Raw genomic sequence first — 25280 nt, forward strand, 5'->3', positions numbered from 1 at the left:
ACCCATGCTGACCCAATCTTCCCATGCGGCGCTCTGGTTTCTGATCTTCGCGACGCCGGTGTCGCTGTATGTCGCCTGGAGCGACGTCAAGGCGATGCGCATCCCCAACGTCGCCGTGCTGCTGCTGATGGCGATTTTCGCGGTGATCGGCGCCCTCCTGCTGCCGTTTCAGGTCTGGGCCTGGGCCTGGCTGCATTTCGTCGTGGTCCTGGTGATCGGCTTCGTGCTGAACATGACCGGCGGGTTCGGCGCCGGCGACGCCAAGTTCGCGGCCGCGATGGCCCCCTTCGTCGCGTTGGGCGATCTCAGGTTGTTTTTGGTGCTGCTTTCGGCGGTGACAATTGCCGCGCTGGTGATGCACCGCGTGATGCGCGCGATCCCGGCCGTGCGCAACGCCACTCCGGACTGGGCCAGCTGGCAACGGCGCGAGTTCCCCTTTGGCCTGGCCCTGGGGCCAGCGTTAATCTTTTATCTGGTTTTGGCAGCTATCTACGGAAGCTGACGCCGCGCCGTGAGGTCCGTGCATGAACGAACTGAGCCCTGACGCCCGCATCCCGGCCCCGCCGCCACCGGCCTCGTTGCAGGACACCGGCCTGCCGATGACGCTGATGCGGGACATCCTGCTGAAGACGATGTTCCGCATGTCGCTGAACATGGTGTCGGACCTGTCGCGTATCCTGTGCCTGCCTTTCGCGCAGGTCCAGCAATTGATCGATGCCGCCCGAACCGAACACCTGATCGAGGCGATGGGAACCCTGCACGCCACCTCGTCCTCGAACGAGATGGGCTTTCAACTGACCGACGGCGGGCGCAAGCGGGCGCAGCAGGCGCTGGCCATTTCGGAATATTACGGCGCCATGCCAGTGCCGCTGGAGGCCTATGGCGAGCAGGTCCGCCGCCAGTCGATCCGCAAGGTCAAGATCACCCGCGATCAGCTGACCGCCGCGATGGGCGACCTGATCCTGCCCGAGGGGCTGCTGGCGAACCTGGGCCCGGCCGTCACCTCAGGTCGGTCGATCCTGATGTATGGCCCGCCCGGCAATGGCAAATCCTCGATCTCGAACGGCATTCGCGACGCGCTTGGCGACAATATCTATGTGCCCCACGCGGTCGTGCATTCCGGCCAGGTGATCGCCGTTTACGACCCGATCGTGCATCGAAAGATCGAAACCCCGCAACAGACCGGCACGCAGCTCAGGTTGCAGGGCCAGCGGTTCGACCAACGCTATATCCTGTGCGAACGACCCACGGTCATCACCGGCGGCGAACTGAAGCTTGAGATGCTGGAACTGAAATACAATCCGGTGGCGCGCACCTATCAGGCCCCGTTGCAGTTCAAGGCGTCGGGCGGGGTGTTCATCGTCGATGACCTTGGCCGGCAAGAGGAACCGCCGCAGGCCCTGGTCAACCGCTGGATCGTCCCGCTTGAGATGAACTACGACATCCTGTCGCTCACCTCGGGCGAGAAGTTCATCGTGCCCTTCGACACGCTGGTGATCTTTTCCACCAACTTCCACCCCAACGCGATCTTCGACCAGGCCGCGCTCAGACGGATCTTCTTCAAGATCAAGATCGACGGCCCGAACCAGGCCGATTTCCTGAAGATCTTTGCGCTGGTCGCGCGCAAGCGTCGCATTCCGTTGAACGAAGAGGCGCTGATCCACCTGTTGCAGAACAAATACCCGACCATCGACAATGTTTATGCCAATTATCAGCCGGTGTTCCTGATCGACCAGATGATCGCCATCTGCCAATTCGAGGGCAAGCCGAACCACATGTCGCCCGAGCTGATCGACCGCGCCTGGGGCAACATGTTCGTCAAGGACGAGGACATCGTCCGCTAGGCCGCCGTCCCGCCGCCCCAGCGGTCGCGGACGGCATCGGCATAGGTGCGGCTGACCGGCAACTCGCGGCCGCAGCGCAGAACCACGAACAGCCGCCCGCGTTCGATCCGGATGCGCTGCACGGCGGCATCCGCCACCCAGTGCGAACGGTGAATGCGCAGCCCGGGCCAGTCACCCAGTTCACGCAGCGCGTCGGCAAAGCGCAGCAGGACAGAGCTGGGGCCGCGTTCGGTATGGACCTGGACGTAGTGGTCGTCGCTGGACAGCGCGTGCAACTCGCCCCGCTTGTCCTCGGGCAGGCGCTGCAAAAGCGCGGGCCCTCCGTCGGTGCCGACCGCCACGACCGCATCCGGGGCATCCGGCCCGTCCTCGGCCGTTTCGGTCGCAGGCTGAGCGGTCTCGCCGGATGATGGCGCCTGTGCGTCGGGGGCGGGCCCCGGATCGGGCATCCCCGCAGCGCCGGCCTCGGACTTTGCCCAGCCCCATTGCGGCGCGATCCCCAGCAACGACACGCCCAGCGCCTCGCGCAGGACCAGCATCGACACCGACACCGACAGCACCACCAGGCCGGTTTGCCAAAGGGTAAAGGGCTGGTCGAGGTTCGACACCCGCTCGTTGAAATAGAACAGCGGCGGCGTGTAGAGCAGCGTGAACAGCGGCAGCATCACCGCATCGACAAGCACCGGATTGCGATCACGCCCCAGGGCATGTTTCAGCAGCGATCTGAGCGAAACGGACAGCGCGATCGAAAACGCGACGACACTCGCCCAATAGGCCGTCCGCGCGGCAAAATTCCCCAAGGTGAACGATCCGAATGGTCCGGTAGTGGCCAGGATCAAGGTCGTCCCCAACCAGACCAGCGTGAGCGCACGGATTGGCCGTTTCCAGGGACACGCTGAGGACTCAATTCTACTGTAACGCAACGACATGGCTCGATTCGCATCGATGGATGGGTAATTTAAGAACGGAATTCAAGGAATTACCATCCCGAGAACGAGGAAAGAAACAGATGATCCGCAAGTTTGCCACCCTCGCTCACAGCCATGAGGCGAGTATCCGGGATAGTTTCGCGCGCCAGACGATGATGCACACCCTCGGGGCCGAGCTGATCGCAGTGCAGGCCGGCAGTTGCACCCTGCGGGCGCTGATCGCGCCGCATGTGCGCCAACAGCACGGCGCGGCCCATGCCGCGCTGGCCTTTGCCCTGGGCGATACCGCTGCCGGCTACGCGGCCCTGTCCACCATGCCCGAAGGGGTCGAGGTGATGACCGCCGAGATCAAGATCAACCTCTTGTCCCCTGCGGTGGGCGATGCGCTGGAAGCCGTCGGCACGGTCGTGCGCGCGGGTCGTCGGCTGACGATCGTCACCGCCGAGGTGTTTGCCCTGTCGGGGACGCAGCGCAAACAGGTTGCCCTGCTGCAAGGCACGATGGTGCCCGTCGATCCGGCCTGAGACTGGACAGACGCCTGCGGCACGGATCAAATACCGCCGCGGCACGTTCCGGCAAAGGGCACCGGCTGCGCGCGCCCGAAATCCTTTTGCCATGACGCCCGACAGGAAAGGCCAGACCATGCCGCTGCGGATCGAACGAACCGCGCCGACCACCGCCGTCGTGACCCGCCAATTCGCCGCCCCGCCGGCGCACGTCTTTGCCGCGCATTCAGAGCCGGCGTTGGTGCGGCAGTGGTTGACCGGCCCCGACGGCTGGGTCATGGCGCGCTGCGAAATCGACCTGCGGCCCGGCGGCACGCTGCGCTATGACTGGCAGCGCACGGACGGAAGCGGTGCCTTCCACCTGACCGCCGATGTGCTGGCCGTCGAAGCGCCGCACCGGATCGAGCATGTCGAGCGCATGTTCCTGCCCGACCCGACACCCGACAACACCGTAGAAACGCGGTTCGTCGCCGATGGCGGCGGCACGCGCATGGTCATGACCATGCGCGTCGCCGATGCGGCAACGATGGACCAGATGCTGGAAACCGGCATGGCGGACGGGATGGAGGCAAGCTACGCGCGCCTCGATGCCTTGCCGCGCTGAGCCGGCCGCCGCGCGCGCGCTCAGGCCGTCAGGCCCTGCGGCTCGGCCAGGCCGTTGGCGCGGCAGGTCGCCGTCAGCGTGTTCGCCAGCAGGCAGGCGATGGTCATCGGCCCGACGCCGCCCGGCACCGGGGTGATCGCGCCCGCGACCTCAACGCAGCTGGCGAAATCGCAATCGCCGAAAAGTCCGTTGCGGCCCTCGATGCGGTTGATCCCCACGTCGATCACCGTCGCGCCCGGCTTCAGCCATTCCCCGCGCACCATTTCGGGCCGACCGACCGCCGCGACCACGATATCCGCGCGGCTCAGCACATCGGGCAGGTCCCTGGTGCGCGAGTGCGCGATGGTTACCGTGCAGCTGTCGCCAAGCAGAAGCTGCGCCATCGGCTTGCCAACGATGTTCGAACGCCCGACGACCACCGCATTCATCCCCGCGAGCGAGCCGTGGTGATCGCGCAGCATCATCAGACAGCCCAGCGGCGTGCAGGGCACCATCGACTTCTGCCCGGTGCCCAGAAGCCCCACGTTCGAAATGTGGAAACCGTCCACATCCTTGGCCGGGTCGATGGCGTTGATGACCAGATCGCTATCCAGATGGCCCGGCAGGGGCAGCTGCACCAGGATGCCATGCACCGCCGGATCGGCGTTCAACTGCTGGATCAGCGCCAGAAGATCCGCTTCGGCCGTGTCGGCCGGCAGCTTGTGCTCGAACGAGTTCATGCCGACCTCGAGGGTCTGCTTGCCCTTTGACCGGACATAGACCTGGCTTGCGGGGTCCTCGCCCACCAGCACCACGGCCAGGCCGGGCGTCAGCCCATGCTCATCCTTGAGCCGCTGCACATGCTCGGCCACCTGCGCGCGCACCTTTGCGGCGAACGCCTTGCCGTCGATGATCGTCGCTGTCATCTCAAACCTCCGTATTCGCGTATTGGGCGCGGTAATGCGCCATTTGCATCCGGGTGGCCAGCACCGCGTTTTTCATCAAGGTCGCCACCGTCACCGGGCCGACGCCGCCGGGCACCGGGGTGATCCAGCCCGCGACCTCGGCGCAACTGGCGAAATCGGCGTCGCCCACGGTCTTGCCCTCGACCCGGTTGATGCCGATGTCGATGAGCGCCGCGCCGGGTTTCAGCATGTCGCCCGTGACCAACCCCGGCTTGCCCACCGCCACGAACACCGCATCCGCCGCGCGCGAATGCATCGCGACCGAGCGGGTCATGTGGTGGCAGACGGTGACCGTGGCCCCCAGGCCCATCAGCAGAAAGGCGATCGGCTTGCCGACGATCTCGCTGTGGCCGATGACGGTGACGTCCAGCCCTTCCAGCTTCAGCGGCAGGGTTTTCAGGATCTCGACCGCGGCGACCGCCGTGCAGGGCCCCAGCGCAAGGTCATTGTAGACGATGTTCCCGATCGAGGCCGGGTGCATCCCCTCGACATCCTTCAACGGATGCACCGCCTTTTGCAGAGCCTTCACCGGGATGGGCGCGGGCAGTGGGCGCTGGATGATGATCCCGTTCACCCGCGGATCGGCGTTCAGCCCTTGCAGCACGCCGACCAACTGCTCCATCGAGATCGTCCCGGGATAGTTGCGGGCTTCGAATTCGACCCCGGCATCCTGTGCCTGTCGCTGCTGGTTGCGAACATAAAGTTCCGCCGCCGCTGTATCCCCGACCGAGATCGACACCAGCCGCGGCTGCCAACCCTGTTGCGCCAGTTCGGCCGCCTCGCGCGCGGTTTCCTCGCGCATTTTCGTGGCGATAGCCTTGCCGTCGATCACCGCGGCTCGCATGGCGCACTCCTGCCCGGATGGGGAAACAAGGGCCGGAATGTATGCATTCGCACCCTGGCCTGCGGAAAAGGGACGGCGGGTTCCCTCGGGACCCCGCCGTCGCGCGTGTCGGTCAGAACAGCCCTTCGACAAAGCCGTCGTCGCTGATGCGGATCGTTTCCGCCGCCGGGGTCCTGGGCAGGCCCGGCATGGTCATGATCTCGCCGCAGATCACCACGATGAACCCGGCGCCCGCGCTCAGTCGGACCTCGCGCACCGGAACGGTGTGCCCGGTGGGCGCGCCGCGCAGGTTCGGGTCGGTCGAGAAGCTGTATTGCGTCTTGGCCATGCAGACCGGGAGGTGGCCGTAACCGGCGGCTTCCCAGGCTTTCAGCTGGTCGCGGATCGACTTGTCGGCGATCACGGCGTCGGCGTGATAGATGCGCTTGGCGATGGTCTCGATCTTCTGGAACAGGCCCATGTCATCGGGGTAGATCGGCGAGAAGTTGGCCGAACCCGATTCCGCCAGTTGCACCACCTTGCGGGCCAGATCCTCGATCCCGGCCGAGCCGTTGGCCCAGTGCTTGCACAAGATCGCCTCGGCGCCTTGCTGGGCGACATAGGCCTTGACCGCTTCGACCTCGGCGTCGGTGTCGGAATAGAAGTGGTTGATCGCCACCACCACCGGCACGCCAAAGGATTTCACGTTGGCGATGTGGCGGCCCAGGTTCGGGCAGCCCTTCTTCACCGCATCGACGTTCTCGGGGCCGAGATCGGCCTTGGCCACGCCGCCATTCATTTTCATCGCGCGCACGGTGGCGACGATGACCGCCGCGGCGGGCTTCAGGTTGGCCTTGCGGCACTTGATGTCAAAGAACTTCTCGGCGCCCAGGTCGGCACCGAAACCGGCCTCGGTCACGACATACTCGCCGAGTTTCAGCGCGGTCGTCGTGGCGATGACCGAGTTGCAGCCATGCGCGATGTTGGCGAACGGGCCACCGTGCACGAAGGCCGGGTTGTTTTCCAGCGTCTGCACCAGGTTCGGCTGCATCGCATCCTTCAAGAGGACGGTCATCGCACCGTCCGCCTTGATGTCGCGGCAGTAGATCGGGGTCTTGTCGCGGGTATAGGCCACGACGATGTCGCCCAGACGCTTTTGCAGGTCGGCCAGATCCCTGGAGAGGCAGAGGATCGCCATCACTTCGGACGCCACGGTGATGTCGAAGCCGGTCTGACGCGGGAACCCGTTGGACACGCCGCCCAGGCTGGTCACCACGTCGCGCAGCGCGCGGTCGTTCATGTCCATGACGCGGCGCCACACGACGCGGCGCTCGTCGATCTGCAGGCTGTTGCCCCAGTAGATGTGGTTGTCGATCATCGCGCTGAGCAGGTTGTGCGCCGAGGTGATCGCGTGGAAGTCGCCGGTGAAGTGGAGGTTCATCTCCTCCATCGGCACGACCTGGGCATAGCCGCCCCCCGCCGCGCCGCCCTTCATGCCGAAGTTCGGACCGAGCGAGGCCTCGCGGATACAGATCACCGCCTTCTTGCCGATGCGGTTGAGCCCGTCGCCCAGGCCCACGGTGGTGGTGGTCTTGCCCTCGCCCGCGGGGGTCGGGTTGATCGCGGTGACAAGGATCAGCTTGCCGTCCGGGCGATCCTGGATCGCGTTGATGAATTCCTGGCTGACCTTGGCCTTGTCATGGCCATAGGGCAGCAGATGTGCGGCCGGGATACCCAGCTTGTCGCCGATCTCCATGATCGGTTTCTTCTGGGCTTCGCGGGCAATCTGGATATCGGACTTGAACGACATGGACGGCGTCTCCCTGCGCGGTCGTGGGACTTGCCCATGACTTACCGGGCGCGGGTTATTGTATACATCCCTTTTGCGACCGATCCGCGCCGTTTTCCGCCCTCGGGAGTTTCCGATGGGAAAGTCGGCGGCCGCGCGGCGGTCAGTCCGCGACGGCCATCGCCGCCTGCGACCATGGGGGCTGGTCGGGAATGAACAGGCGCAAACTGTCGCCCAGCGCAACGGGGCCTTCGGCCTCGACCCAGGCGGTGACGCCACGCCGTCCGGCCGCGGCCGGCTTGAACCGCGCGCCGAACCCCGGGTGGCGCTGTTCGATGGGGCGGGCGGGCAGCGTGCAGGGGCGGTTTTCCATGTCCACCGTCAGGCAGGCCCCCGAATCTGCCAGCAGCCGCGACGACGGCGGGACGCGGCTGAAATCGGGCAGCCCGCGCACCACCATCGAGGCGCCCAGCAACGCCGGGTCCAGCGCCGGCAGGCCCATCGCGGCGGCGATCGAGGCCAGCTCTTCCTCGGACAGGATGCTGAGCTGGCGCGTGTTGCGGATCGGCGTGTTGCGCGGATAGAGGCCCAGCACCCGCGAACAGGACGGCCGCGTCAGTCCGCCGTGGGATTCGCCCTCGGGCCCGGCAAAGCCCAGCGTCAGCGCGGGCACGGGGTTCGCGGGCAGCGCGGCGTCGCGGTCGCCCACGATCCCCAACCAGGTGACGGTGGCCTTGAACCGGGTGGCGGCGAGTGCGGGCACGGCAAATCCTCCATGAAAAAGCCCCGGCACCGTGGCGCGGCGCCGGGGCAAATGCAAGGGGCAGACCGCCGGATCAGGCCGAGGGCGTCGGCTCCAGCCCGCCGTCGCCCGAATCGCGGCGCGGCTTGGTGCGCGGGATCGACATGACCGAGGGCGTGCCCGCGCTGGGGGAATCGTCCTCGTCGCGGCCGGGCCCTTCGCCGCGCATCACGCGGGTGATTTCCGGGCCGGTGAGGGTCTCATACTCCAGCAGACCCTGCGCCAGGTTCTCCAGCTCGTCGGCGTGATCGGTCAGCAACTGCTTGGCCGTGCGATAGCCTTCATCGACGATCTTGCGCACTTCCTCGTCGATCTTCTTCTGGGTTTCCTGGCTGGCGCTCGATCCGCCCGAGTAGTTGCCCAGATAGGACTGCTGCTCGTTCGCATAGTCGATATGGCCCAGCTCGTCCGAAAAGCCGAACTGCGTGACCATCGCCCGGGCGATGCGCGTGACCTGCTGAATGTCGCTGGCCGCGCCCGAGGTCACGTTCTCCTTGCCGAAGATCAGCTCCTCGGCCACCTTGCCGCCCATCGCCATGGCGATCTTGGACTTGTATTTGGTGTAGGTCACCGACAGTTGGTCCCGCTCAGGCAGGCTGAGGACCAGGCCCAGCGCACGGCCGCGCGGGATGATTGTCGCCTTGTGGATCGGATCGTGCTGCGGAACGTGCAGCCCGACGACCGCGTGCCCGGCCTCGTGGTAGGCGGTCAGCTTCTTCTCGTCCTCGGACATGACCATGCTGCGGCGCTCGGCGCCCATCATGACCTTGTCCTTGGCATCCTCGAAGTCCTGCATGGTGACAAAGCGGCGGTTCTTGCGCGCGGCCGTCAGCGCGGCCTCGTTCACCAGGTTCGCCAGATCCGCGCCCGAAAAGCCCGGCGTGCCGCGCGCGATGATGCGCAGGTCCACGTTCGGGCCCAGCGGCACCTTGCGGGCATGCACGCCCAGGATCCGCTCACGGCCCTTGATGTCGGGATTCGGCACCTGCACCTGACGGTCGAACCGGCCCGGGCGCAGCAACGCGGGGTCCAGAACGTCGGGGCGGTTGGTGGCGGCGATGATGATGATGCCTTCGTTCGCCTCGAACCCGTCCATTTCGACCAGCAGCTGGTTCAGCGTCTGCTCGCGTTCGTCGTTGCCGCCGCCATAGCCCACACCGCGCGAGCGCCCCACGGCGTCGATCTCGTCGATGAAGACGATGCAGGGCGCGTTCTTCTTGGCCTGCTCGAACATGTCGCGCACGCGGCTGGCACCGACGCCCACGAACATCTCCACGAAATCCGACCCCGAGATGGTGAAGAACGGCACGCCGGCCTCGCCCGCGATCGCGCGCGCCAGCAGCGTCTTGCCGGTGCCGGGCGGGCCGACCAGCAGCGCGCCTTTCGGGATCTTGCCACCCAGGCGGCTGAATTTCTGCGGGTTGCGCAGGAATTCGACGATCTCTTCCAGCTCGTCCTTGGCCTCGTCGATGCCGGCCACGTCGTCAAACGTCACGCGCCCGTGCTTTTCGGTCAACAGCTTCGCCTTGGACTTGCCAAAGCCCATCGCGCCACCGCGCCCGCCGCCCTGCATCCGGTTCATGAAGAACACCCAGACGCCGATCAACAGCAGGAAGGGCAGCCAGACCGAAATCGCGGACATCAGGCCCGACCGCTCCTGCGGGCGCGCCTCGACCGAGACGTGGGCGGCGATCAGCCGGTCGGTCGGATTTTCACCGCCGGGGCGAATCGTCGTGTAGACCTGCCCCCCGCGATCGGTGACGCGCAGCGTCTCGCCGTCGATCACAACCCGGCTGACGTCGCCCGCATCGACCCGTTGCAGGAAATCCGAATAGGCGACCGTCCGCCCGGTGGTCGTGCTGCTGCCGTTGTTGAACAGCGTGAACAGGACGATCATCAGGAAAAACAGGACGATCCAGAAGGCGAAATTGCGCGCGTTGCCCACGGGGCTCTCCACATCTCTCGGCCGGGGTGCGGCCAGTTGGCCCTAAGATAGTGATGCGCGGGGTGACTTCAATGCGATAGTGCCCTGTCAGCCACAATCGCGGCGAGAGGTCGCGCGCTCAGATGCCAGCCCTGCGGCCACGCCGCCAAGGGCGCGGCGATCAGAGCGTCATTATGCCAGATCGCGGGCAGTCCCGCCAGCACCGCGCGCGCCAGACCGGTCTCGCGCCAATGCGGGTGTTGTCCGGCCCTGGCCTGCCGACTCAACCGGGTCAGCCCGTCCTCGCCCAGCGCGCGGATTTCGCCCGGGCCCGGGCCCTCGGCCCGCCAGCGCCCGTCCCAGGGCGTGCCACGCAGCGCCGCCACCGCGACGGCCTCGCGCGACAGCCGCCATCCGTCACCCTCGGGCTGCAAGAGACACCCCATCAAGGTCCCCTGCCCCCGCGCGAGCAGCCGGTGCAGGTCCTCCAGCCGGGGCCGGTGCCAGGCGCCCGACAGATGCATCAGCAGATGCGCGGCCATCCGGTCGCGGATTTCGGGCAACGCGGGCCAGGCGGCGATCCGCAGCGTGCCGCGATCCTCGCGCACCAGCGCATCGAGCGCGGCCTGCGTCTGCGCCTCCAGCGCGTCGCGCGCGCGGCGCATCCGCTGCGCGGTCGCCGCCAGCCCGGCGGCGTCGATCCCCAGATCGGCCAGCGCGGCCAGCGCCCCGCGCGCCCGAGGCCGCTGGAACCGCAGGTCCGCGTTCGTCGGATCCTCGACCCACGACAGACCGCGCGTGCGCAAGGCGTCGCGCAGCGCCGCCCGCGACACGCCCAACAGGGGCCGCAGCCACAGAATGCCCCCCGCAAGCCGCCGCTCGGCCATGCCCGACACGCCGTCCACCCCGGACCCGCGCGCCAGCCGCATCAGCACGGTTTCGGCCTGATCGTCCTGCGTATGCGCCAGAATCACGGCATCGAGACCGCCCGCACGCGCCCAGTCCCCGATCAGCGCGTACCGCGCCGCGCGCGCCGCCCCCATCAGGTTGCCACGATGACCGCCCGCACCCTCGGCCCAGCGCAGCACCGCGTGCGGCACGCCCAGCCGCGCGCACAATGCCGCCACGCCCGCCGCCTCGTGCGCCGCCTCGGGCCTGAGCCCGTGATCGACCGTCACCGCCCGCACCCGGGCGGCGCCCAGGGCCTCGACCGCCAGCACCAGCGCCGCGATCGAATCCCCACCGCCCGACACGGCGATCCCGACCCGGCCCAGACCGGCGCAGGCCTCCCGCAGACACGCCAAAGGGGCCGGGCCCGTCATGACCCCGCCCCATCACCTTGTGCGAAATACGCTCGGGGGGTGCGGGGGGCAGACAGCCCCCCGCCGCGCGGGCGCCAGCCCCGCGGCCCGGGTCGCCCGAGGGCTGGAGGCTGGAGGCCTCCCGGCCGAGGGCGAAACCGCTCCGTTGTCCCTGGGCCCGTCACGCTCAGCGCGACAGCACCGTCACCGCGCGGCGGTTCACGTCCCAGCAGCGCGGCGCGTCGCACACCTCGATCGGGCGCTCCTTGCCATAGCTGACGGTGCGGATGCTGCCCGACGGCACGCCGGCGCCAATCAGGAACTGTTGCACCCGCGCGGCACGGCTCGCGCCCAGGGCGATGTTGTATTCCCGCGTGCCGCGCTCGTCGGCGTGGCCCTCGACCAGGATCTGATAGCCCGGGTTGCGCGACAGCCAGGCGGCCTGGGTGCGCAGGATGGTCTGGGCCTCGGGGTTCAATTCGGTCGAATCGACGGTGAAATGCACCGTGTCGCCGATCGTCTCGTTGAAATACGCGATCGAGGCCGGATCGTTCGGGTCGCCCAGCGCGCTCGAGGAAATGCCGCCGCCCGCGCCCATCGGGTCCTGGTAATCCGCGCCACCGCGCGGGTTGTTGCACGCCGCCAGCGCCAGCGTCAGCGCCACCAGCGTGGCTTTGGTCAGAAGGTTCATGTCTCTCGTCCTTATGGTTCTGTCCTGCCCTTGCGCGCATCATACCAGAGGGCGCGCCCGGGGGGAATCGGGGGGTGTTCACGTCACGCGGCGCAGAGGCCGGGGGCGGTGGCCGGCGTCGCGGCGGGCCTCAGGGCAACAGCGGAGACCAGCTCGGATCCGAGGCCGGTCCCGGGGTCGGCACCCGGCGCAGGTTGCGCCCGGTGATATCGACCGACATCAGCACCGGGTCCGCGCCCTGGTCCTGACGGGTGAACATGATCACCCGGCCGTTCGGCGACCAGGTCGGACCCTCGTCCAGGAAACTCGCGGTCAGGATGCGTTCGGCCGATCCATCCAGCCGCATGACGCCGATGTGGAAACGGCCGTTGTGCTGCTTGGTGAACGCGACCAGGTCCCCGCGCGGCGACCAGACGGGCGTCGAATAGCGCCCCTGCCCCTGGCTGACCCGCGTCGCGCCACCACCCTGCAAGCCCATGACATAGATCTGCGAGGTGCCCGACCTGTCGCTTTCGAACACCACCTGCTGACCGTCGGGCGAGAAGCAGGGCGCGGTGTCGATCGACTGGGTCTGCGTCAATTGCCAGCGCTGACCGCTGGCCAGGTTCAGCAAGAACAGGTCCGTCCGCCCGTCGATCGACAGCGAATAGACCACCGATCCGCCATCGGGCGAAAACCGCGGGGCAAAGGTCATCGTCCCGGGTTGATCGCCGATCACCTGCCGGCGGCGGCTGGCCACATCCATCAGATAGATCCGCGGAAAGCCGGTCTCGTAGCTGGTGAACAGGATCCGGTCCCCCGTGGGCGAGAAGCGCGGCGCAAAGGCCAGCGCGGTGCCATCCGTCAGGAACTGCGTGCCGTCGCCGTCCTGATCCATGATCGCCACCTGCTTGCGGCGGTTGTCGCGCGGGCCGCTTTCGGCGATGAACACCACGCGGCTGTCGAAATAGCCGCTCTCGCCGGTCAGCCGCATATAGACCTGGTCCGCCACCCGGTGCGCCATCCGCCGCCAGGTGTCGGTGCTGCCATCCAGTTGAAGCCCGTCGCCCAGTTGCTGCCCCGAGACCACGTCGAACAGCCGGAATTTCACCGTCATCTGCCGCCCGTTCACCCGCACCGCGCCGGTGATCAGGGCGCGCGCGTTGATCGCCCGCCAGTCGGCGAACTGCACCGGGCTGTCGAAACTGCTGACCCGTCCGACATGCGCCGAGGCCGGGATATCCCTGAGCAGCCCGGTGCCGGTCAGGTCGTTGGCGATCACCTGGGCCAGCGGCGCGGCGTATTGCCCGCCGGCACCGTTCTCGGCGACGAAATCGGGGATCGCGTAGGGCACGGGTTCGATCACGCCCTCGTTGATCTCGATCCTGAGCGGCGTCTGCGCCAGCGCGGCGCGCGGGGCCAGCGCAAGGCCGGCAAGCAGTCCCAGGACGGGGCGACGGGAAAATTGGGTCATCGGGTACTCATTCGCGCTGGGTTGAAGGTAATTTCGACCAGACGCCACTGGTCATACAGATCCTGCGGCAAACCATAGCCGTCCATACCACATTGGACGATGGCCTGTCGCCCGGCTTCAAAGGCCGCCTGCTGCGCCGCCGCCCCCCCGCCCGAGGCCGACACCATGCGGATCGAGCTGCCGATGGGCCGCGCGTCGGGCGTCATTTCGAAACCGATGGTGACGACGACGTTCAGGGCCTCGGTGGACAGGATGCCGGTGTTCCAGCAACTTTCGATGTTCAGCCGCAGCGCGTCCGCATCGGCCTGGCTGAGCGCGGGCGCCGGATCGGCCAGCGCCTGCGCCAGCGCGTCGTTGATGGCCGAGGCGCTGGGCCCGTCGTCCTGCGGCGCGGTGGCCGGGGTCGCGATGGTCGCGGGTGCGGGGGCAGGCGTGGGGGCGGGCGCGGGCGTTTCGACCCTGGCCGGGCGGGCGCGGGGGCGCAGGCTGACTTCGGGCGCGGTGGCGGTCCGGCGCACGGGATCGGTTTCCGAAATCTGGGTGTTTTCGGTCACGGTTTCGGTGGCGGCGGCCTCGCGCTGGGTCGCTTCCCGGGCCTCGGGCGCCGTGATGGTCGCGGTCGCGTCGGGCACGATCGCGGCCTGATCGCGCGGCGCGGTGCGCACCTCCGGCGCGGGGGTCGGCGCGGGCTCGGGCGCGACGCGTTCCGCCGGGCGCTGCACGGGGCGCAGGCTCGAATCCGGCGTGGTGGTCGGCGCGATGACGGCCGCCTGCGGGCGCTCGGATTGCGGCGCGGGCGCGGGCGCGGGGGTGGGCATCGGCGCAGGCGCGGGCGGCGTTACCGGCGACGGCGCGGTGATCGATTGCTGCGGCGGCGGCGCGGGCCGGGGCGCCGGCGCAGGCGCGCTGGGCGGCGGCGGCGGCGGGGCGGCGGCGGTCATCGCGGCGAAATCGCTGGCCGAGACCAGCGCGACCTCGGTCACCGCGGGGTCTGGTGCATTGTCGGGGGCGTGGAACAGGTCGAACAGCATGATCCACGCGATCAGCCCGCCGTGCAGCGCCATCGAGGCCTTCTGCCCCGTGTTCAGATGCATCTGCCCCACCAGCGTCATGGCGTTACCGGCCCGTATCGGCCCCGAACGAGGGGCCGCCTGTCTCGGTCACCAGACCGATGTTGTGGAACCCGCCCGCGTTCAGCGCACCCATCACCTGCACCACCCGCTCATAGGGGATCGCGCCGTCCGCGCGCAGGAACACGCGGTCGTTCTGGCGCTCGGCGGCAATGGCCTGAAGCCGGGGGATCAGGTCATCGGCGGCGATCGGCGTGGTCATCAACGCGATCGACCCGTCGGCGCCGATGGTGATGGACAGCGGTTCCTCTTGCTGCGCGGGCAGGGCTCCGGCGGCGGATCGCGGCAGTTCGACCGGAACGCCGACCACCAGCATCGGCGCTGCAACCATGAAGATCACCAGCAGCACCAGCATCACGTCCACCATCGGGGTGACGTTGATCTCGGCCATCCTGGCGGAATGGCCCCGACGCCGACGCCGCGTGCCGGACCCTGATTGCCTGCGGATCAGTTGGGCACCCATCGCTCAGGCGTCCAGATTGCGCGACAGAAGCGTGCCGAATTCATCCGCGAACTGCTCATAACCCGAGGCCACGGCGTCGCTGTCATCGCTGAGCTTGTTGTAGAAGATCGTCGCCGGGATCGCCGCCAGCAGCCCCAGGCCGGTCGCCAGCAGCGCCTCGGCGATGCCGGGCGCGACGACGGCCAGGTTGGTGGACTGCGCCATGGCGATCTCTTCGAACGCGGATTTGATGCCCCAGACGGTGCCGAACAGACCGACAAAGGGGCTGGCCGAGCCGACCGAGGCCAGGAACGTCAACCCCGCGTTCAGGTCCCGCGCCTCGCGGTCGATGGCCACGTCCATGCTGCGGTCGATGCGCTGCGCCGCGCCTGCGATCATCGCTCCGTCCTGCCGGTGCGACCGCTGCCATTCGGCCATCCCGGCCGCAAAGACACGCTCGGGCCCGCTGGCGGGATTCGCGCCGATGCGCTGATACAGCTCGTCCAGCGGTTCGCCTGACCAGAAGGCCGCGTCGAAGGCCTGCGCCTGCGCCCGGGCGCGGCGGAAGACCAGATGCTTCTGGATGATGATCGCCCAGGACCAGAACGAGGCCACGATCAGCAGCAACATCACGATCTTGACGAGGAAGGTCGCGCGCAAAAACAGCGCGATGAGCGAAAAGTCGATGTCGCTGGCCTGTGCCAGAGTAGCGGTGTCCATGCCTAGTTCCTGCTCGGGTGCGGGGCGACAGTTTCCCGAAGCCGCCCTCATTTGCGCCGATTCTAGCGGTTTTTGAAGCGGGGCGCCAATGGAACAACGCGATTGTTACGCAATTCCGCCGATCTTGGCGCCGATGTGAGCGAGTTCCGCAGGCAAGCGGCGCGGCCGCCCCTGAACGGACATGCAGACCAGGGTGGCGCGGGCGCGAAAGAGCACGCGTTCCGCGCAGAGCACCTGCTGGTCCAGAACCAGCCGCGCGGGGGTGGCCTGAACCGGCAGGGTGCGGACCGTCAGCCGGTCGTCCAGACGGGCCGGCGCCAGAAAGTCGGCCTCGATCCGGTGCACGGCAAAGACGATGCCCTGCGCGCGCAAGGCGTTCTGGTCGATGCCCAGGCCGCGCACCCAGTCCGATCGCGCCCGTTCGATGAACTTCAGATAGTTGGCGTGATACACCACGCCGCCGAGGTCGGTATCCTCGTAATACACCGTCACGGGAAAGCTGTGCGGGGCCGCGCTCATCGGTCGTGCAGCCCCTTGCCGGCCAGAATGCGCGCGCGGGCCTTTTCGATCCGCGCGACGCGGGTCGCCGGCTGTTTCGCTTGCCCCACATGCAGCGCCCAACCGCGCCGGCGCCCCGGGGTCAGCGCGTCCCAGGCCTCGCGCAGTTCGGGATCGGCATCGAGCGCCTCGATCAGGGCGTCGGGCAGGTCGAAATCGTCCGCGGGCAGGTCCACGCGTCGGCCGGCGGCCTCGTTCGCGATGGCCTGGTCCACAAAGGCGCGGATCACCGGCGCGGCGGCCAGAACCTCGGCCGCGTCGAGGAACCGCAGGGTGCGGACCGCGCGGCTGTTGGGCCCGGGCCGGCCCAGCCGCCCCTCGGGGTCATCCAGCAGGGCGCCCTTGAACAGGCCCAGAACCGCCGCATCGCGAAACCCCCACAGCGTGGCGATATTGCCGCCGTGCGCCTCGTAGCAGGGGCCGCGCCACTTGAAGCGTTCCTCAAGCGGCATCGCCAGCAGGATCGCGCGCAGCGCGGACAGGGCCTCTGGCCGCTCGCCGGTCTGGAAGAATGCGGTGATGCGCGGATCGGTCATGCGCCCAGGATACAGCCAAGCCAGGCCTGGGTGAAGCGGCAGAACGCGCGGCCCCGGCTACATCCGCGCGGCCAGTCTGAGGGCGTGGCTGGCGTCCCGCGCGACGGCTGGCATCACCGGGTCATAGGCCGCGCGGATCAGCGCCGCCACCTCAGGGCGCAGGACGGCGACACCGTTCGCCATCGCCAGGGGCGGTGTGTCGCGAAAGGCCGCGTCGCCCCACAGAACGATCACCTGCACCGCCTGCAACAGCGCCAGATCGGTCGCCGGCATCGCGCGCATTGCCTCATCCATGCGCACGAACACAAAAGCCGCCCGGATCGACCCGTCGGCATCAAAGCGAAAGGCGCGATACTGGTTCGCCTGCTGCGCCTTGAGCCGGTCGAGGGCCGGGGCCAACCCGCCGACCAGACGGTCCAGGTCAGGCACCGCCAGAAGCTCGTCCCAGTCGCGAAAGAAGAAGACGAACAGATTGGCGCCCTGTTCGGGGTCGGTCTCGGCCATCTTGTGGCCGGCCAGCGCCACGACCGCCTCGATCGCGCCCTTGACCACGCCCAGGGTCGCGTCGTCCACGCCAAAGACGATGGGAACGATCGGCCGGCCCCAGCGGGCAAAGTGATAGTGTCCGTCTGCGCGGGTGAAGAAGCGGTCGGTCGTCATGCAGGGTCCAGCGAGCGGGGAATGCGCGGGTAGAGCACGGCCTGCGACAGCCCCCGCGCGACATTGAAGATCATCAGCGACAGCCACAGGCCGTTGTTGCCCAAGGGCCACGTCAGCCAGACCGACAGCGCATAGGTCGCAGCGGCAAAGGCGGCGGTCAGCAGCATCTCGCGGGTGAAGGTGGCACCGATGTAGATGCCGTCGAACATCCAGGCGGCAATGCCCAGCACCGGGGCCAGAACCACCCAGGGCAGATAGTGCCGGGCCTCGATCCGCACATCGGGGGCGGTCGTCATCAGGTCGATGATCCAGGGCCCGGCCAAGGCAAAGACAACCCCCATCAGCACCGCGCCCCCCGCGCCCCACAGACTGGTCAGCCGCACCGCGCGCGCCAGACTGGGGCGCAACCGCCGCCCCACCGCCTGCCCCACCAGCGTTTCGGCGGCAAAGGCGAAGCCGTCCAGCAGGTAGGCGGTGATTTCCAGGAATTGCAACAGGATCTGGTTGGAGGCGATGGTCAGATCCCCCCGCCCCGAGGACAGGAACAGGAAGGCCGTGAAGCACCCCTGCAACAGGATCGAGCGCAGCATGATATGGCCGTTCACCGTGGCCATGCGCCTGAGCCGCACCGCGTCGAACACCCGCGCGCCGGTGGCCACCAGCCCCGCGCGGCACAGCCACAGGCCCAGCGCCAGCCCCGACCATTCGGCGATCAGCGTGGCCAGCGCAACACCTTCGACGCCCCAGCCCAGGCCCAGCACGAACCAGAGGTCCAGCACGACATTGGCGCCGTTCGTCACCGCCTGCATAACCAGCACCGCGCGGGTGCGTTCGATGGCGATCAGCCAGCCGGTCAGCGCATACATCGCGATGGTCGCGGGCGCGCCCCAGATGCGGATGTGCAGATAGGTCGCCGCCATCCCCTCGACCTGAACCGAACCCGGCGTCACGCGAAAGGCGGCCCAGATCAGCGGCCATTGCAGCGCCACCAGCACCAGCCCCGCCGCCGCCGCGATCAGCAGGCCGCGTTTCAGGATCGCGCCGGCCTCGCCCGTGTCGCCCGCGCCATGCGCCTGCGCCGTCAGCCCGGTCGTTCCCATCCTGAGAAAGCCGAACATCCAGTAGAACACCGACAGGATCACCGCGCCCAGGCCCACCGCGCCGATCGGCGCCGCCAGGCCGAGCTGCCCGACCACGGCGGTGTCCACCAGCCCCAGCAGCGGCACCGTCACGTTCGCCGCGACGATCGGCAGGGCGATGCGCAGGACGCGCGCGTGGGTCAGGTCGCTCACCCGTGTCAGCCCCGCGGCTCGCGGCCGGGGATCAGGAAATGCCCCGTCGCCTGCGCAAAGAGCCGGGCGCGGTTGTCCTGCCAGGCCTCGACATGGACCGAGGCATAGCGCCGCCCCGAGCGGTTCACCCGGGCCCGCGCATAGGCGTCGCGCGGCAGGCCCGAGCGCAGGTAATCCACGGTGAAGTCGATGGTCTTGGGCAAGCGCGGCAGATGCGCCTCGTCCAGCGCGCGGGGATCGAGCGTGCCGGTCTCCATTTCTTCCCACAGGCCCGACCAGGACAGTTCGATCATCGCCGTGATTTCCAGAAAAGCCGAGGTCACGCCGCCATGCAGCGCCGGCAGGAACGGATTGCCGATCAGCTTTTCGTCAAAGGGAAGGATGGCGGTCAGCTCGTCGCCGCGCCGGTCGAACTGGATGCCCAGAAAGCGGATATAGGGAATGCCGCCGACCAGCACGCGCAGCGCCTTGTCGCGGCGCTCCTTGATGATCTGGACGGGTTCGGGACGTTGGCGGCCGCTCATGATTTTGCCTCCGGGCGACCGCTCGAGGTTTCCATGGTGAACGCCCCCGAGGCGGTGGCGACGGGTAGCCCTTCGTCCTCGTCATGGGCGGTGGCGCGGACAAAGGCGACGGTGCGGGTGGCGTGGAAACATTCCGCCCGCGCCGTGATCCGCTGCCCGGGTTTCGCCGCGCGCATGTAGTCGATTCGCAGGTCCAGCGTCGCGGTGCCGCGCGCGCCCGGATAGGACATGACCGCCGCCCCGCAGCAGGTGTCCATCAGGGCCGAAACCGCGCCACCCGCGATCACCCCGGTCGCCGGGTCGCCGATCAGTGCCTCGCTGTAGGGCATGGCCATCACGGCCTTGCCGTCAGCGATCTGGATCAGCTCCAGTCCCAGCGCCTTGGCGTGGGGAATGGCGTCGATGAACCGCTGCGCGGGGGAAGGATCTGTCATTGCGCTGTCCTCGTGCCAGGCGTCATTGTCCAAGGGATGGCGCGAATTCACCCGGAAAGGCAAGGCCCGGCGCGGCGTCAGGCCCGGTCGCTTGCATTTTGCACATGCGAAACGACGGTTGCCACCGACCGCGGCGCGTCTTACGCTGCCCCCATAGGGACGGGCAAGGAGGCCGGGCGTCGTGCGATGAATGAACCGCGACTGACCTTCAAGGAGATGTGCACCAGGTTCGAGGTCACCCCCCGAACCCTGCGTTATTACGAGTATATCGAGCTGTTGCAGCCCGAAAAGGAAGGCCGCAACCGCTTTTACACCCCGCGCGAGGTTGCCCGCATGACGCTCATCATGCGCGGGCGTCGCTACGGGTTCGCGCTGGAGGATCTGCGCCAGTGGCTGCTGATCTATGAACAGCACGGCACCAAGCCGCAGATGAAGACCTTTGTCGAAATGGCCGACCGCCAGATGATCGAGCTGCAACGCCAGCGCGAGGAGCTGGCCCAGGTGATCGCCGATCTCAAGGCCATGCGCGACCTGGCCGAGTCGCTGTCCGCGGAAGCCGACGACTGAGCCCCCGCTGGGGTTGCGCGATCATGACGCTGGGTCACGGCGGAATCGTGACGCTGCGTCGGGGATTACGTTAACGTCAACTCCTCTTCATCTTGTGGTCAACAAGTCTATCTAGCGTTCACGGGATCACGGTTCCCGGACTGCGAGGGATGCATGGACACCGAGTTGATGACCATCCGCCAGATGTGTGACGTCTTCGACGTTACGCCGCGCACGCTGCGCTTCTACGAGGCCAAGGAACTGCTGATGCCGATCCGGCAGGGGCAGAAGCGGCTGTATACCCGCCGCGATCGCGGCCGGCTGAAGCTGATCCTGCGCGGCAAGCGATTCGGCTTCGCGCTGGAGGAAATGCGCCAGTTGCTGAACATGTATGATCGCGGCGGCCAGAACGCCGACCAGCTGAAAAGCACCATCGCCGCCGCCCACGAACGGCTGGCCCAGATGGAGCGTCAGCGCGACGAACTGACCGAAGCCATCGACGAATTGCGCGCGCAGCTTGGCCAGGGTGCCGACCTGCTGGCCGCTTTCAAACCCGCCGCCGAATGATCCCGCCGCGGACCTTTTTCTGACAGGAGATCCCCATGCCGCTTTATTCCGCCCCCGTGAAAGACATGCAGTTCCTGCTGCATGACGTGCTCAAGGCCAGCGAAACCGGCATCCCCGGCTATGCCGAACTCGACCGTGATTTCACCGCCGCCATCCTCGAGGAAGCCGGCAAGCTGGCCGAGGGCGTGCTGGCGCCTTTGAACCCCGTCGGCGACACCGAAGGCTGCCGGCTGGAAAACGGCGTGGTCTACACGCCCACCGGCTTCAAGGATGCCTTTGCGCAGATCAAGGACGGCGGCTGGAACGGTCTGGACCTGCCCGAGGAATTCGGCGGCCAGAATTTGCCCTATGTCGTCGGCACGGCCGTGGGCGAGGTCTTTGTGTCCGCCAACATGGCGTTCAACATGTATCAGGGCCTGACGCACGGCGCGATCAACGCCATTCTGGCGGCCGGGTCCGACGAACTCAAGGCGACCTATCTGCCGAAGATGGTCAGCCTGGAATGGACCGGCACCATGAACCTGACCGAGCCGCATTGCGGCACCGATCTGGGCCTGATCCGCACCCGCGCCGAACCGCAGGACGATGGCAGCTACAAGATCACCGGCCAGAAGATCTTCATCTCGGCCGGCGATCACGACATGTCGGACAACGTCATCCATCTGGTGCTGGCCAAGGCCCCAGGCGGCGGCGAGGGGACGAAGGGCATCAGCCTGTTCATTGTGCCCAAGTTCCTGGTCAACGCCGACGGCAGCCTGGGCGCGCGCAACGCCGTTTCGGTCGGCAAGATCGAAGAGAAGATGGGCATTCACGGCAACGCCACCTGCGTCATGAATTATGACGAGGCCACCGGCTATCTGGTCGGCGACCTGCACAAGGGCATGAAGGCGATGTTCGTCATGATGAACGAGGCCCGCCTGGGCGTCGGCCTGCAAGGGTATGCCCAGGCCGAGGCCGCCTATCAGAACGCCGTCGCCTATGCCCGCGACCGTCTTCAGGGCCGTGCCGTGACCGGCGTCGAAAACCCCGGCGGCAATGCCGACCCGCTGATCGTGCACCCCGATGTGCGCCGGATGCTGCTGGACCAGAAAAGCTTTGTCGAGGGCGCGCGCGCCTTCACCTTTTGGGGGGCGCATCTGATCGACCGCGCGCATCGGCTGGGCGACACCGAGGCCGAGGGCCTCATCAGTCTGCTGACCCCGGTCATCAAGGGGTTCCAGACCGATGTCGGCTTTGCCATGACGGTGCAGGCGCAGCAGGTCTATGGCGGCCACGGCTATATCGAGGAACAGGGCATGTCCCAGTTCGCCCGCGATGCCCGCATCGCCATGATCTACGAGGGCGCGAACGGCGTGCAGGCGCTGGACCTGGTCGGCCGCAAGCTGGCCGCCGACGGCGGCAAGCCGGCGATGGCCTTCTTCGAGATGGTCAAGGGCTTCATCAAGGAGAACGAGGGCGACGAGGCGCTGAAAGTGGCCTTCCTGGAACCGCTCAAGGCCGCGTCCAAGGATCTCCAGACGGCGATGATGTTCTTCATGCAGCAAGGCATGAAGAACCCCAACGCGGCGCTGGCCGGGTCGTCGGACTTCATGCACCTCTTCGGCCATGTGTGCCTGGGCTACATGTGGGCGCTGATGGCCAAGGCCAGCAGCCAGGCCCTGGCGCAAGGCACCGCTGACGCCACGTTCCACGAGACGAAGCTGGCGACCGGGCGCTATTATATGGCCAGGCAGCTGCCCGCGACCATGATGCACCTGGCCCGCATCCAGTCGGGCGCCGAGCCGGTCATGGCGCTGGCCGCCGACCGCTTCTGACACGTCCGGGCGGCGCCTTTCCGGCGCCGCCCGCCCCCTTGCGGAGGACCCATGCCCAAACGCCTGCGCCTGACCCGCCGTTTCCCCGTCGCCATGAGCGAGGATGGCTATCGCCGCCTGAAACGGTTCGCCCATGACGCGGGCCTGGACGAAGGCGAGGCGCTGTCCTTTCTGTTCGAACACTTCGACAGCGTGACGCATGCGGAAAACCTGGGGCACCGGCTGCGGCTGTTCAACGCGGAACTGGAAGCGCGCAAGAAATGACCTGGAATCCGGCCTTGGGAGGGGCCCGCCAATGAGCTTTCCGCTGACCCCGTCGCCCTGGATGACCGACGAGCACCAGATGCTTGCCGAGATGTCTCGCAGCTTCTTCGAAACCCGCTGGGTGCCCGAGATCCCCCGTTGGCGCGACCAGGGCAAGATGGACCGCGACACCTGGACCGAGGCCGGCGCGATGGGGCTGCTCTGCGCCTCGATCCCCGAGGAATACGGCGGTGCCGGCGGCGACTTTGGCCACGAGGCGGTGATCTCGATGGAAGCGGCGCGCGCCAACCTGTCCAGTTGGGGCAACGGCGTGCATTCGGGGATCGTCGCGCATTACATCCTCGCCTATGGCACCGAGGAACAGAAACGCCGCTGGTTGCCCGGCATGGCGACGGGCGAGATCGTCGCGGCGATCGCCATGACAGAGCCTTCAGGCGGGTCGGACCTTCAGGCCGTGAAAACCCGCGCCATCCGGGACGGGAATGTCTATCGGCTGAGCGGGCAGAAGACCTTCATCACCAACGGCCAGCACGCGAACCTGATCGTCGTGGCCGCAAAGACCGACCCGGCCGCGGGCGCCAGGGGGCTCTCGCTGATGGTCGTGGAAACCGAGGGCGCCGAGGGCTTTACCCGCGGCCGCAACTTGGACAAGGTCGGGCTCAAGATCGCGGATACGTCGGAGCTGTTCTTCGACGATGTGGCCCTGCCGCCCGAGAACCTGCTGGGCGGGGCCGAGGGGCAAGGGTTCTACCATATGATGCAGCAACTGCCGCAGGAACGCCTGGTCATCGGCGCCGGCGCGGTAGGCGCGATCGAGGGCGCCGTCGAACGCACCATCGCCTATTGCAGGGACCGCCAGGCCTTTGGCAAGCCGATCCTGGACTTCCAGAACACCCGGTTCAAACTGGCGGAATGCAAGACCAACGCCGTGGTCGCGCGCAGCTTTCTGGACACATGCGTCACCGCCCACCTGAACGGCGGCCTGAGCGTCGAGATGGCCGCGATGAGCAAATTCTGGCTGAGCGACCTGCAATGCCAGGTGCTGGACGAATGCGTGCAGCTGCATGGCGGCTATGGTTTCATGCAGGACTATGCGGTGGCCGAAATGTGGACCGACGCGCGCGTTCAGCGGATCTATGGCGGCACCAACGAGATCATGAAGGATCTGATCGGGAGGGGTTTGTGATGGCTCCCGCCCGTCGGGCGCAGGATCGTGGATCCTGTCCCTCCCGTTGGGCCGGGATGGGGGGGGCGGCGCGCCCCCCGCACCCCCGCGCCCAAGGGGGACACGCCCCCCTTGGGAAACCCCGTGCGTATTGGGGACAAGATGATGGGGGCACACCCCTCCCCGCCTGTGCGTTCCGCTCTCGGGCGGGTCGGGGTGGCATCACCTTGTACGGTCATCGGCTCGCCAGCCTGTACCGTGAGGCCACGGTAGCAGGCGTGTGGTTAGCAAATCGTAAACGCGCCCTTTCACCTTGTTCCAAATACGCCGGTCCCGCCCTCGCCACCGCTCCAACGCCGCAAAGGACCGCCCGATGAGTGCCACCCTTTATTGTTTCGGTGAATCCGGGAATGCCTACAAGGCGGCCCTGACGATGACCCTTGCGGGCTATGACTGGACCCCGCGCTACGTCGACTTCTTTGGCGGCGAGACCCGGACGCCCGAATTCCGCGCGATCAACGTGATGGGCGAAGTTCCCGTGCTGGTCGATGGCGACACCACCCTCAGCCAGTCCGGCGCGATCCAGTATCACGTGGTCAAGGCCACCGGCCGGATGGGCGGTTCCCCCGATCAGGCCGAGGAGGTGTTGCGCTGGGTGCTTTGGGACAACCACAAGCTCAGTTCGCAAGCCGGAATGACCCGCTTCCTGATGAATTTCCTGCCCGAGGCCAAGCGCCCGACCGAGGTGATCGGCTTCATGCAAGGCCGCCTGAAGGCGGCCTATGCCACGCTCGACGCCCATCTGAAGGACCGCGACTGGATCGTCGGCGACGCCCCCAGCATCGCCGACACGGCCTGCAGCGGTTACCTCTATTACCCCGAGCCCTTCGGTTTCAACCGCGCCGAATGGCCCGGAATCGACCGTTGGCTGGACGCGATTTCGGCCCTGCCCGGCTGGAAACACCCATATGACATGATGCCCGGATCGCCCGCCGACCGGGTCAAGGCCTAGGAGGAC

The 25280-nt window shown here is 67.4% G+C and carries 28 protein-coding genes; 10 read left to right on the forward strand and 18 right to left on the reverse strand.

Annotated elements, in window-relative coordinates; all coding sequences use genetic code 11:
* Nucleotides 1–4 precede the first annotated feature (4 nt).
* Nucleotides 5–502 (forward strand): prepilin peptidase, encoded by a 498-nt coding sequence (locus H6900_01400; GenBank protein ID MCC0071922.1) that lies wholly within the window; start codon nt 5–7, stop codon nt 500–502.
* A 22-nt stretch (nt 503–524) separates the two neighbouring features.
* Nucleotides 525–1844 carry an ATPase gene (locus H6900_01405; GenBank protein MCC0071923.1) on the forward strand — a complete coding sequence of 440 codons (1320 nt, stop codon included), beginning with the start codon at nt 525–527 and terminating at the stop codon, nt 1842–1844.
* Here the strand turns inward: H6900_01405 and H6900_01410 are convergent.
* Complete coding sequence (locus tag H6900_01410) at nt 1841–2683, reverse strand: LytTR family transcriptional regulator (GenBank protein MCC0071924.1); 843 nt, start codon at nt 2681–2683, stop codon at nt 1841–1843. The two genes, H6900_01405 and H6900_01410, sit on opposite strands and share 4 nt — an antisense overlap.
* A 170-nt stretch (nt 2684–2853) precedes the next feature.
* Here H6900_01410 and H6900_01415 point away from each other — a divergent pair, with 170 nt between their 5' ends.
* On the forward strand, nt 2854–3297 hold the full coding sequence (locus tag H6900_01415) for a PaaI family thioesterase (GenBank protein MCC0071925.1): 444 nt from the start codon (nt 2854–2856) through the stop codon (nt 3295–3297).
* A 118-nt stretch (nt 3298–3415) separates the two neighbouring features.
* Nucleotides 3416–3883 carry an SRPBCC domain-containing protein gene (locus tag H6900_01420; protein ID MCC0071926.1) on the forward strand — a complete coding sequence of 156 codons (468 nt, stop codon included), beginning with the start codon at nt 3416–3418 and terminating at the stop codon, nt 3881–3883.
* Nucleotides 3884–3903: 20 nt separating this feature from the next.
* Here H6900_01420 and folD read toward each other — a convergent pair whose 3' ends face one another.
* From folD to H6900_01505, 17 genes are all read right to left on the reverse strand, one after another.
* Entirely contained in the window at nt 3904–4788 is an 885-nt protein-coding gene (folD, locus tag H6900_01425) for a bifunctional methylenetetrahydrofolate dehydrogenase/methenyltetrahydrofolate cyclohydrolase FolD (GenBank protein ID MCC0071927.1), read from the reverse strand.
* Between the two features lies 1 nt (nt 4789).
* Nucleotides 4790–5671: a bifunctional 5,10-methylenetetrahydrofolate dehydrogenase/5,10-methenyltetrahydrofolate cyclohydrolase gene (locus H6900_01430; protein MCC0071928.1), complete on the reverse strand. Its 882-nt coding sequence runs from the start codon at nt 5669–5671 to the stop codon at nt 4790–4792.
* A gap of 112 nt (nt 5672–5783) precedes the next feature.
* Nucleotides 5784–7460, reverse strand: a complete 1677-nt coding sequence (locus tag H6900_01435; GenBank protein MCC0071929.1) for a formate--tetrahydrofolate ligase — start codon at nt 7458–7460, stop codon at nt 5784–5786.
* Between the two features lie 142 nt (nt 7461–7602).
* Nucleotides 7603–8202, reverse strand: a complete 600-nt coding sequence (locus tag H6900_01440; protein MCC0071930.1) for an MOSC domain-containing protein — start codon at nt 8200–8202, stop codon at nt 7603–7605.
* 73 nt (nt 8203–8275) lie between these two features.
* Entirely contained in the window at nt 8276–10186 is a 1911-nt protein-coding gene (locus tag H6900_01445; GenBank protein ID MCC0071931.1) for an ATP-dependent metallopeptidase FtsH/Yme1/Tma family protein, read from the reverse strand.
* A 68-nt stretch (nt 10187–10254) separates the two neighbouring features.
* Nucleotides 10255–11487 carry a tRNA lysidine(34) synthetase TilS gene (gene tilS / locus H6900_01450; protein MCC0071932.1) on the reverse strand — a complete coding sequence of 411 codons (1233 nt, stop codon included), beginning with the start codon at nt 11485–11487 and terminating at the stop codon, nt 10255–10257.
* A gap of 166 nt (nt 11488–11653) precedes the next feature.
* Nucleotides 11654–12157 (reverse strand): peptidoglycan-associated lipoprotein Pal, encoded by a 504-nt coding sequence (pal, locus tag H6900_01455; protein ID MCC0071933.1) that lies wholly within the window; start codon nt 12155–12157, stop codon nt 11654–11656.
* Between the two features lie 130 nt (nt 12158–12287).
* On the reverse strand, nt 12288–13610 hold the full coding sequence (tolB, locus tag H6900_01460; protein MCC0071934.1) for a Tol-Pal system protein TolB: 1323 nt from the start codon (nt 13608–13610) through the stop codon (nt 12288–12290).
* Entirely contained in the window at nt 13607–14722 is a 1116-nt protein-coding gene (locus H6900_01465; protein MCC0071935.1) for an energy transducer TonB, read from the reverse strand. The genes tolB and H6900_01465 overlap by 4 nt, the downstream gene beginning before the upstream one ends.
* A gap of 4 nt (nt 14723–14726) precedes the next feature.
* A complete protein-coding gene (gene tolR / locus H6900_01470) occupies nt 14727–15203 on the reverse strand; it encodes a protein TolR (protein MCC0071936.1) in 477 nt (158 codons plus the stop codon).
* 3 nt (nt 15204–15206) lie between these two features.
* A complete protein-coding gene (gene tolQ, locus H6900_01475; protein ID MCC0071937.1) occupies nt 15207–15902 on the reverse strand; it encodes a protein TolQ in 696 nt (231 codons plus the stop codon).
* A gap of 105 nt (nt 15903–16007) precedes the next feature.
* Entirely contained in the window at nt 16008–16421 is a 414-nt protein-coding gene (gene ybgC / locus H6900_01480; GenBank protein MCC0071938.1) for a tol-pal system-associated acyl-CoA thioesterase, read from the reverse strand.
* Nucleotides 16418–16996, reverse strand: a complete 579-nt coding sequence (locus H6900_01485; protein ID MCC0071939.1) for a YdeI/OmpD-associated family protein — start codon at nt 16994–16996, stop codon at nt 16418–16420. The genes ybgC and H6900_01485 overlap by 4 nt, the downstream gene beginning before the upstream one ends.
* Nucleotides 16997–17053: 57 nt before the next feature.
* The gene (locus tag H6900_01490; GenBank protein MCC0071940.1) at nt 17054–17656 is read right to left on the reverse strand and encodes a hypothetical protein; all 603 of its coding nucleotides are present in this window, start codon (nt 17654–17656) and stop codon (nt 17054–17056) included.
* Entirely contained in the window at nt 17653–18948 is a 1296-nt protein-coding gene (locus H6900_01495; protein ID MCC0071941.1) for an MATE family efflux transporter, read from the reverse strand. The genes H6900_01490 and H6900_01495 overlap by 4 nt, the downstream gene beginning before the upstream one ends.
* 5 nt (nt 18949–18953) lie before the next feature.
* Complete coding sequence (locus H6900_01500) at nt 18954–19472, reverse strand: PaaI family thioesterase (protein MCC0071942.1); 519 nt, start codon at nt 19470–19472, stop codon at nt 18954–18956.
* Nucleotides 19469–19906 (reverse strand): PaaI family thioesterase, encoded by a 438-nt coding sequence (locus H6900_01505; protein MCC0071943.1) that lies wholly within the window; start codon nt 19904–19906, stop codon nt 19469–19471. The genes H6900_01500 and H6900_01505 overlap by 4 nt, the downstream gene beginning before the upstream one ends.
* Before the next feature lie 186 nt (nt 19907–20092).
* Here H6900_01505 and H6900_01510 point away from each other — a divergent pair, with 186 nt between their 5' ends.
* From H6900_01510 to H6900_01535, 6 genes are all read left to right on the forward strand, one after another.
* Nucleotides 20093–20473, forward strand: a complete 381-nt coding sequence (locus tag H6900_01510) for a MerR family DNA-binding transcriptional regulator (GenBank protein ID MCC0071944.1) — start codon at nt 20093–20095, stop codon at nt 20471–20473.
* Between the two features lie 153 nt (nt 20474–20626).
* Complete coding sequence (locus H6900_01515; protein MCC0071945.1) at nt 20627–21019, forward strand: MerR family DNA-binding transcriptional regulator; 393 nt, start codon at nt 20627–20629, stop codon at nt 21017–21019.
* 35 nt (nt 21020–21054) lie between these two features.
* On the forward strand, nt 21055–22833 hold the full coding sequence (locus H6900_01520; GenBank protein ID MCC0071946.1) for an acyl-CoA dehydrogenase C-terminal domain-containing protein: 1779 nt from the start codon (nt 21055–21057) through the stop codon (nt 22831–22833).
* Between the two features lie 51 nt (nt 22834–22884).
* Nucleotides 22885–23097, forward strand: coding sequence for a hypothetical protein (locus H6900_01525; GenBank protein ID MCC0071947.1), 213 nt, complete (start codon nt 22885–22887; stop codon nt 23095–23097).
* Nucleotides 23098–23128: 31 nt separating this feature from the next.
* Nucleotides 23129–24283 carry an acyl-CoA dehydrogenase family protein gene (locus tag H6900_01530; protein ID MCC0071948.1) on the forward strand — a complete coding sequence of 385 codons (1155 nt, stop codon included), beginning with the start codon at nt 23129–23131 and terminating at the stop codon, nt 24281–24283.
* Nucleotides 24284–24635: 352 nt separating this feature from the next.
* Nucleotides 24636–25274: a glutathione S-transferase N-terminal domain-containing protein gene (locus tag H6900_01535; protein MCC0071949.1), complete on the forward strand. Its 639-nt coding sequence runs from the start codon at nt 24636–24638 to the stop codon at nt 25272–25274.
* Nucleotides 25275–25280: the final 6 nt, after the last annotated feature.

The organism is Rhodobacter sp. (assembly GCA_020637515.1).
Classification (GTDB): Bacteria; Pseudomonadota; Alphaproteobacteria; order Rhodobacterales; family Rhodobacteraceae; genus Pararhodobacter.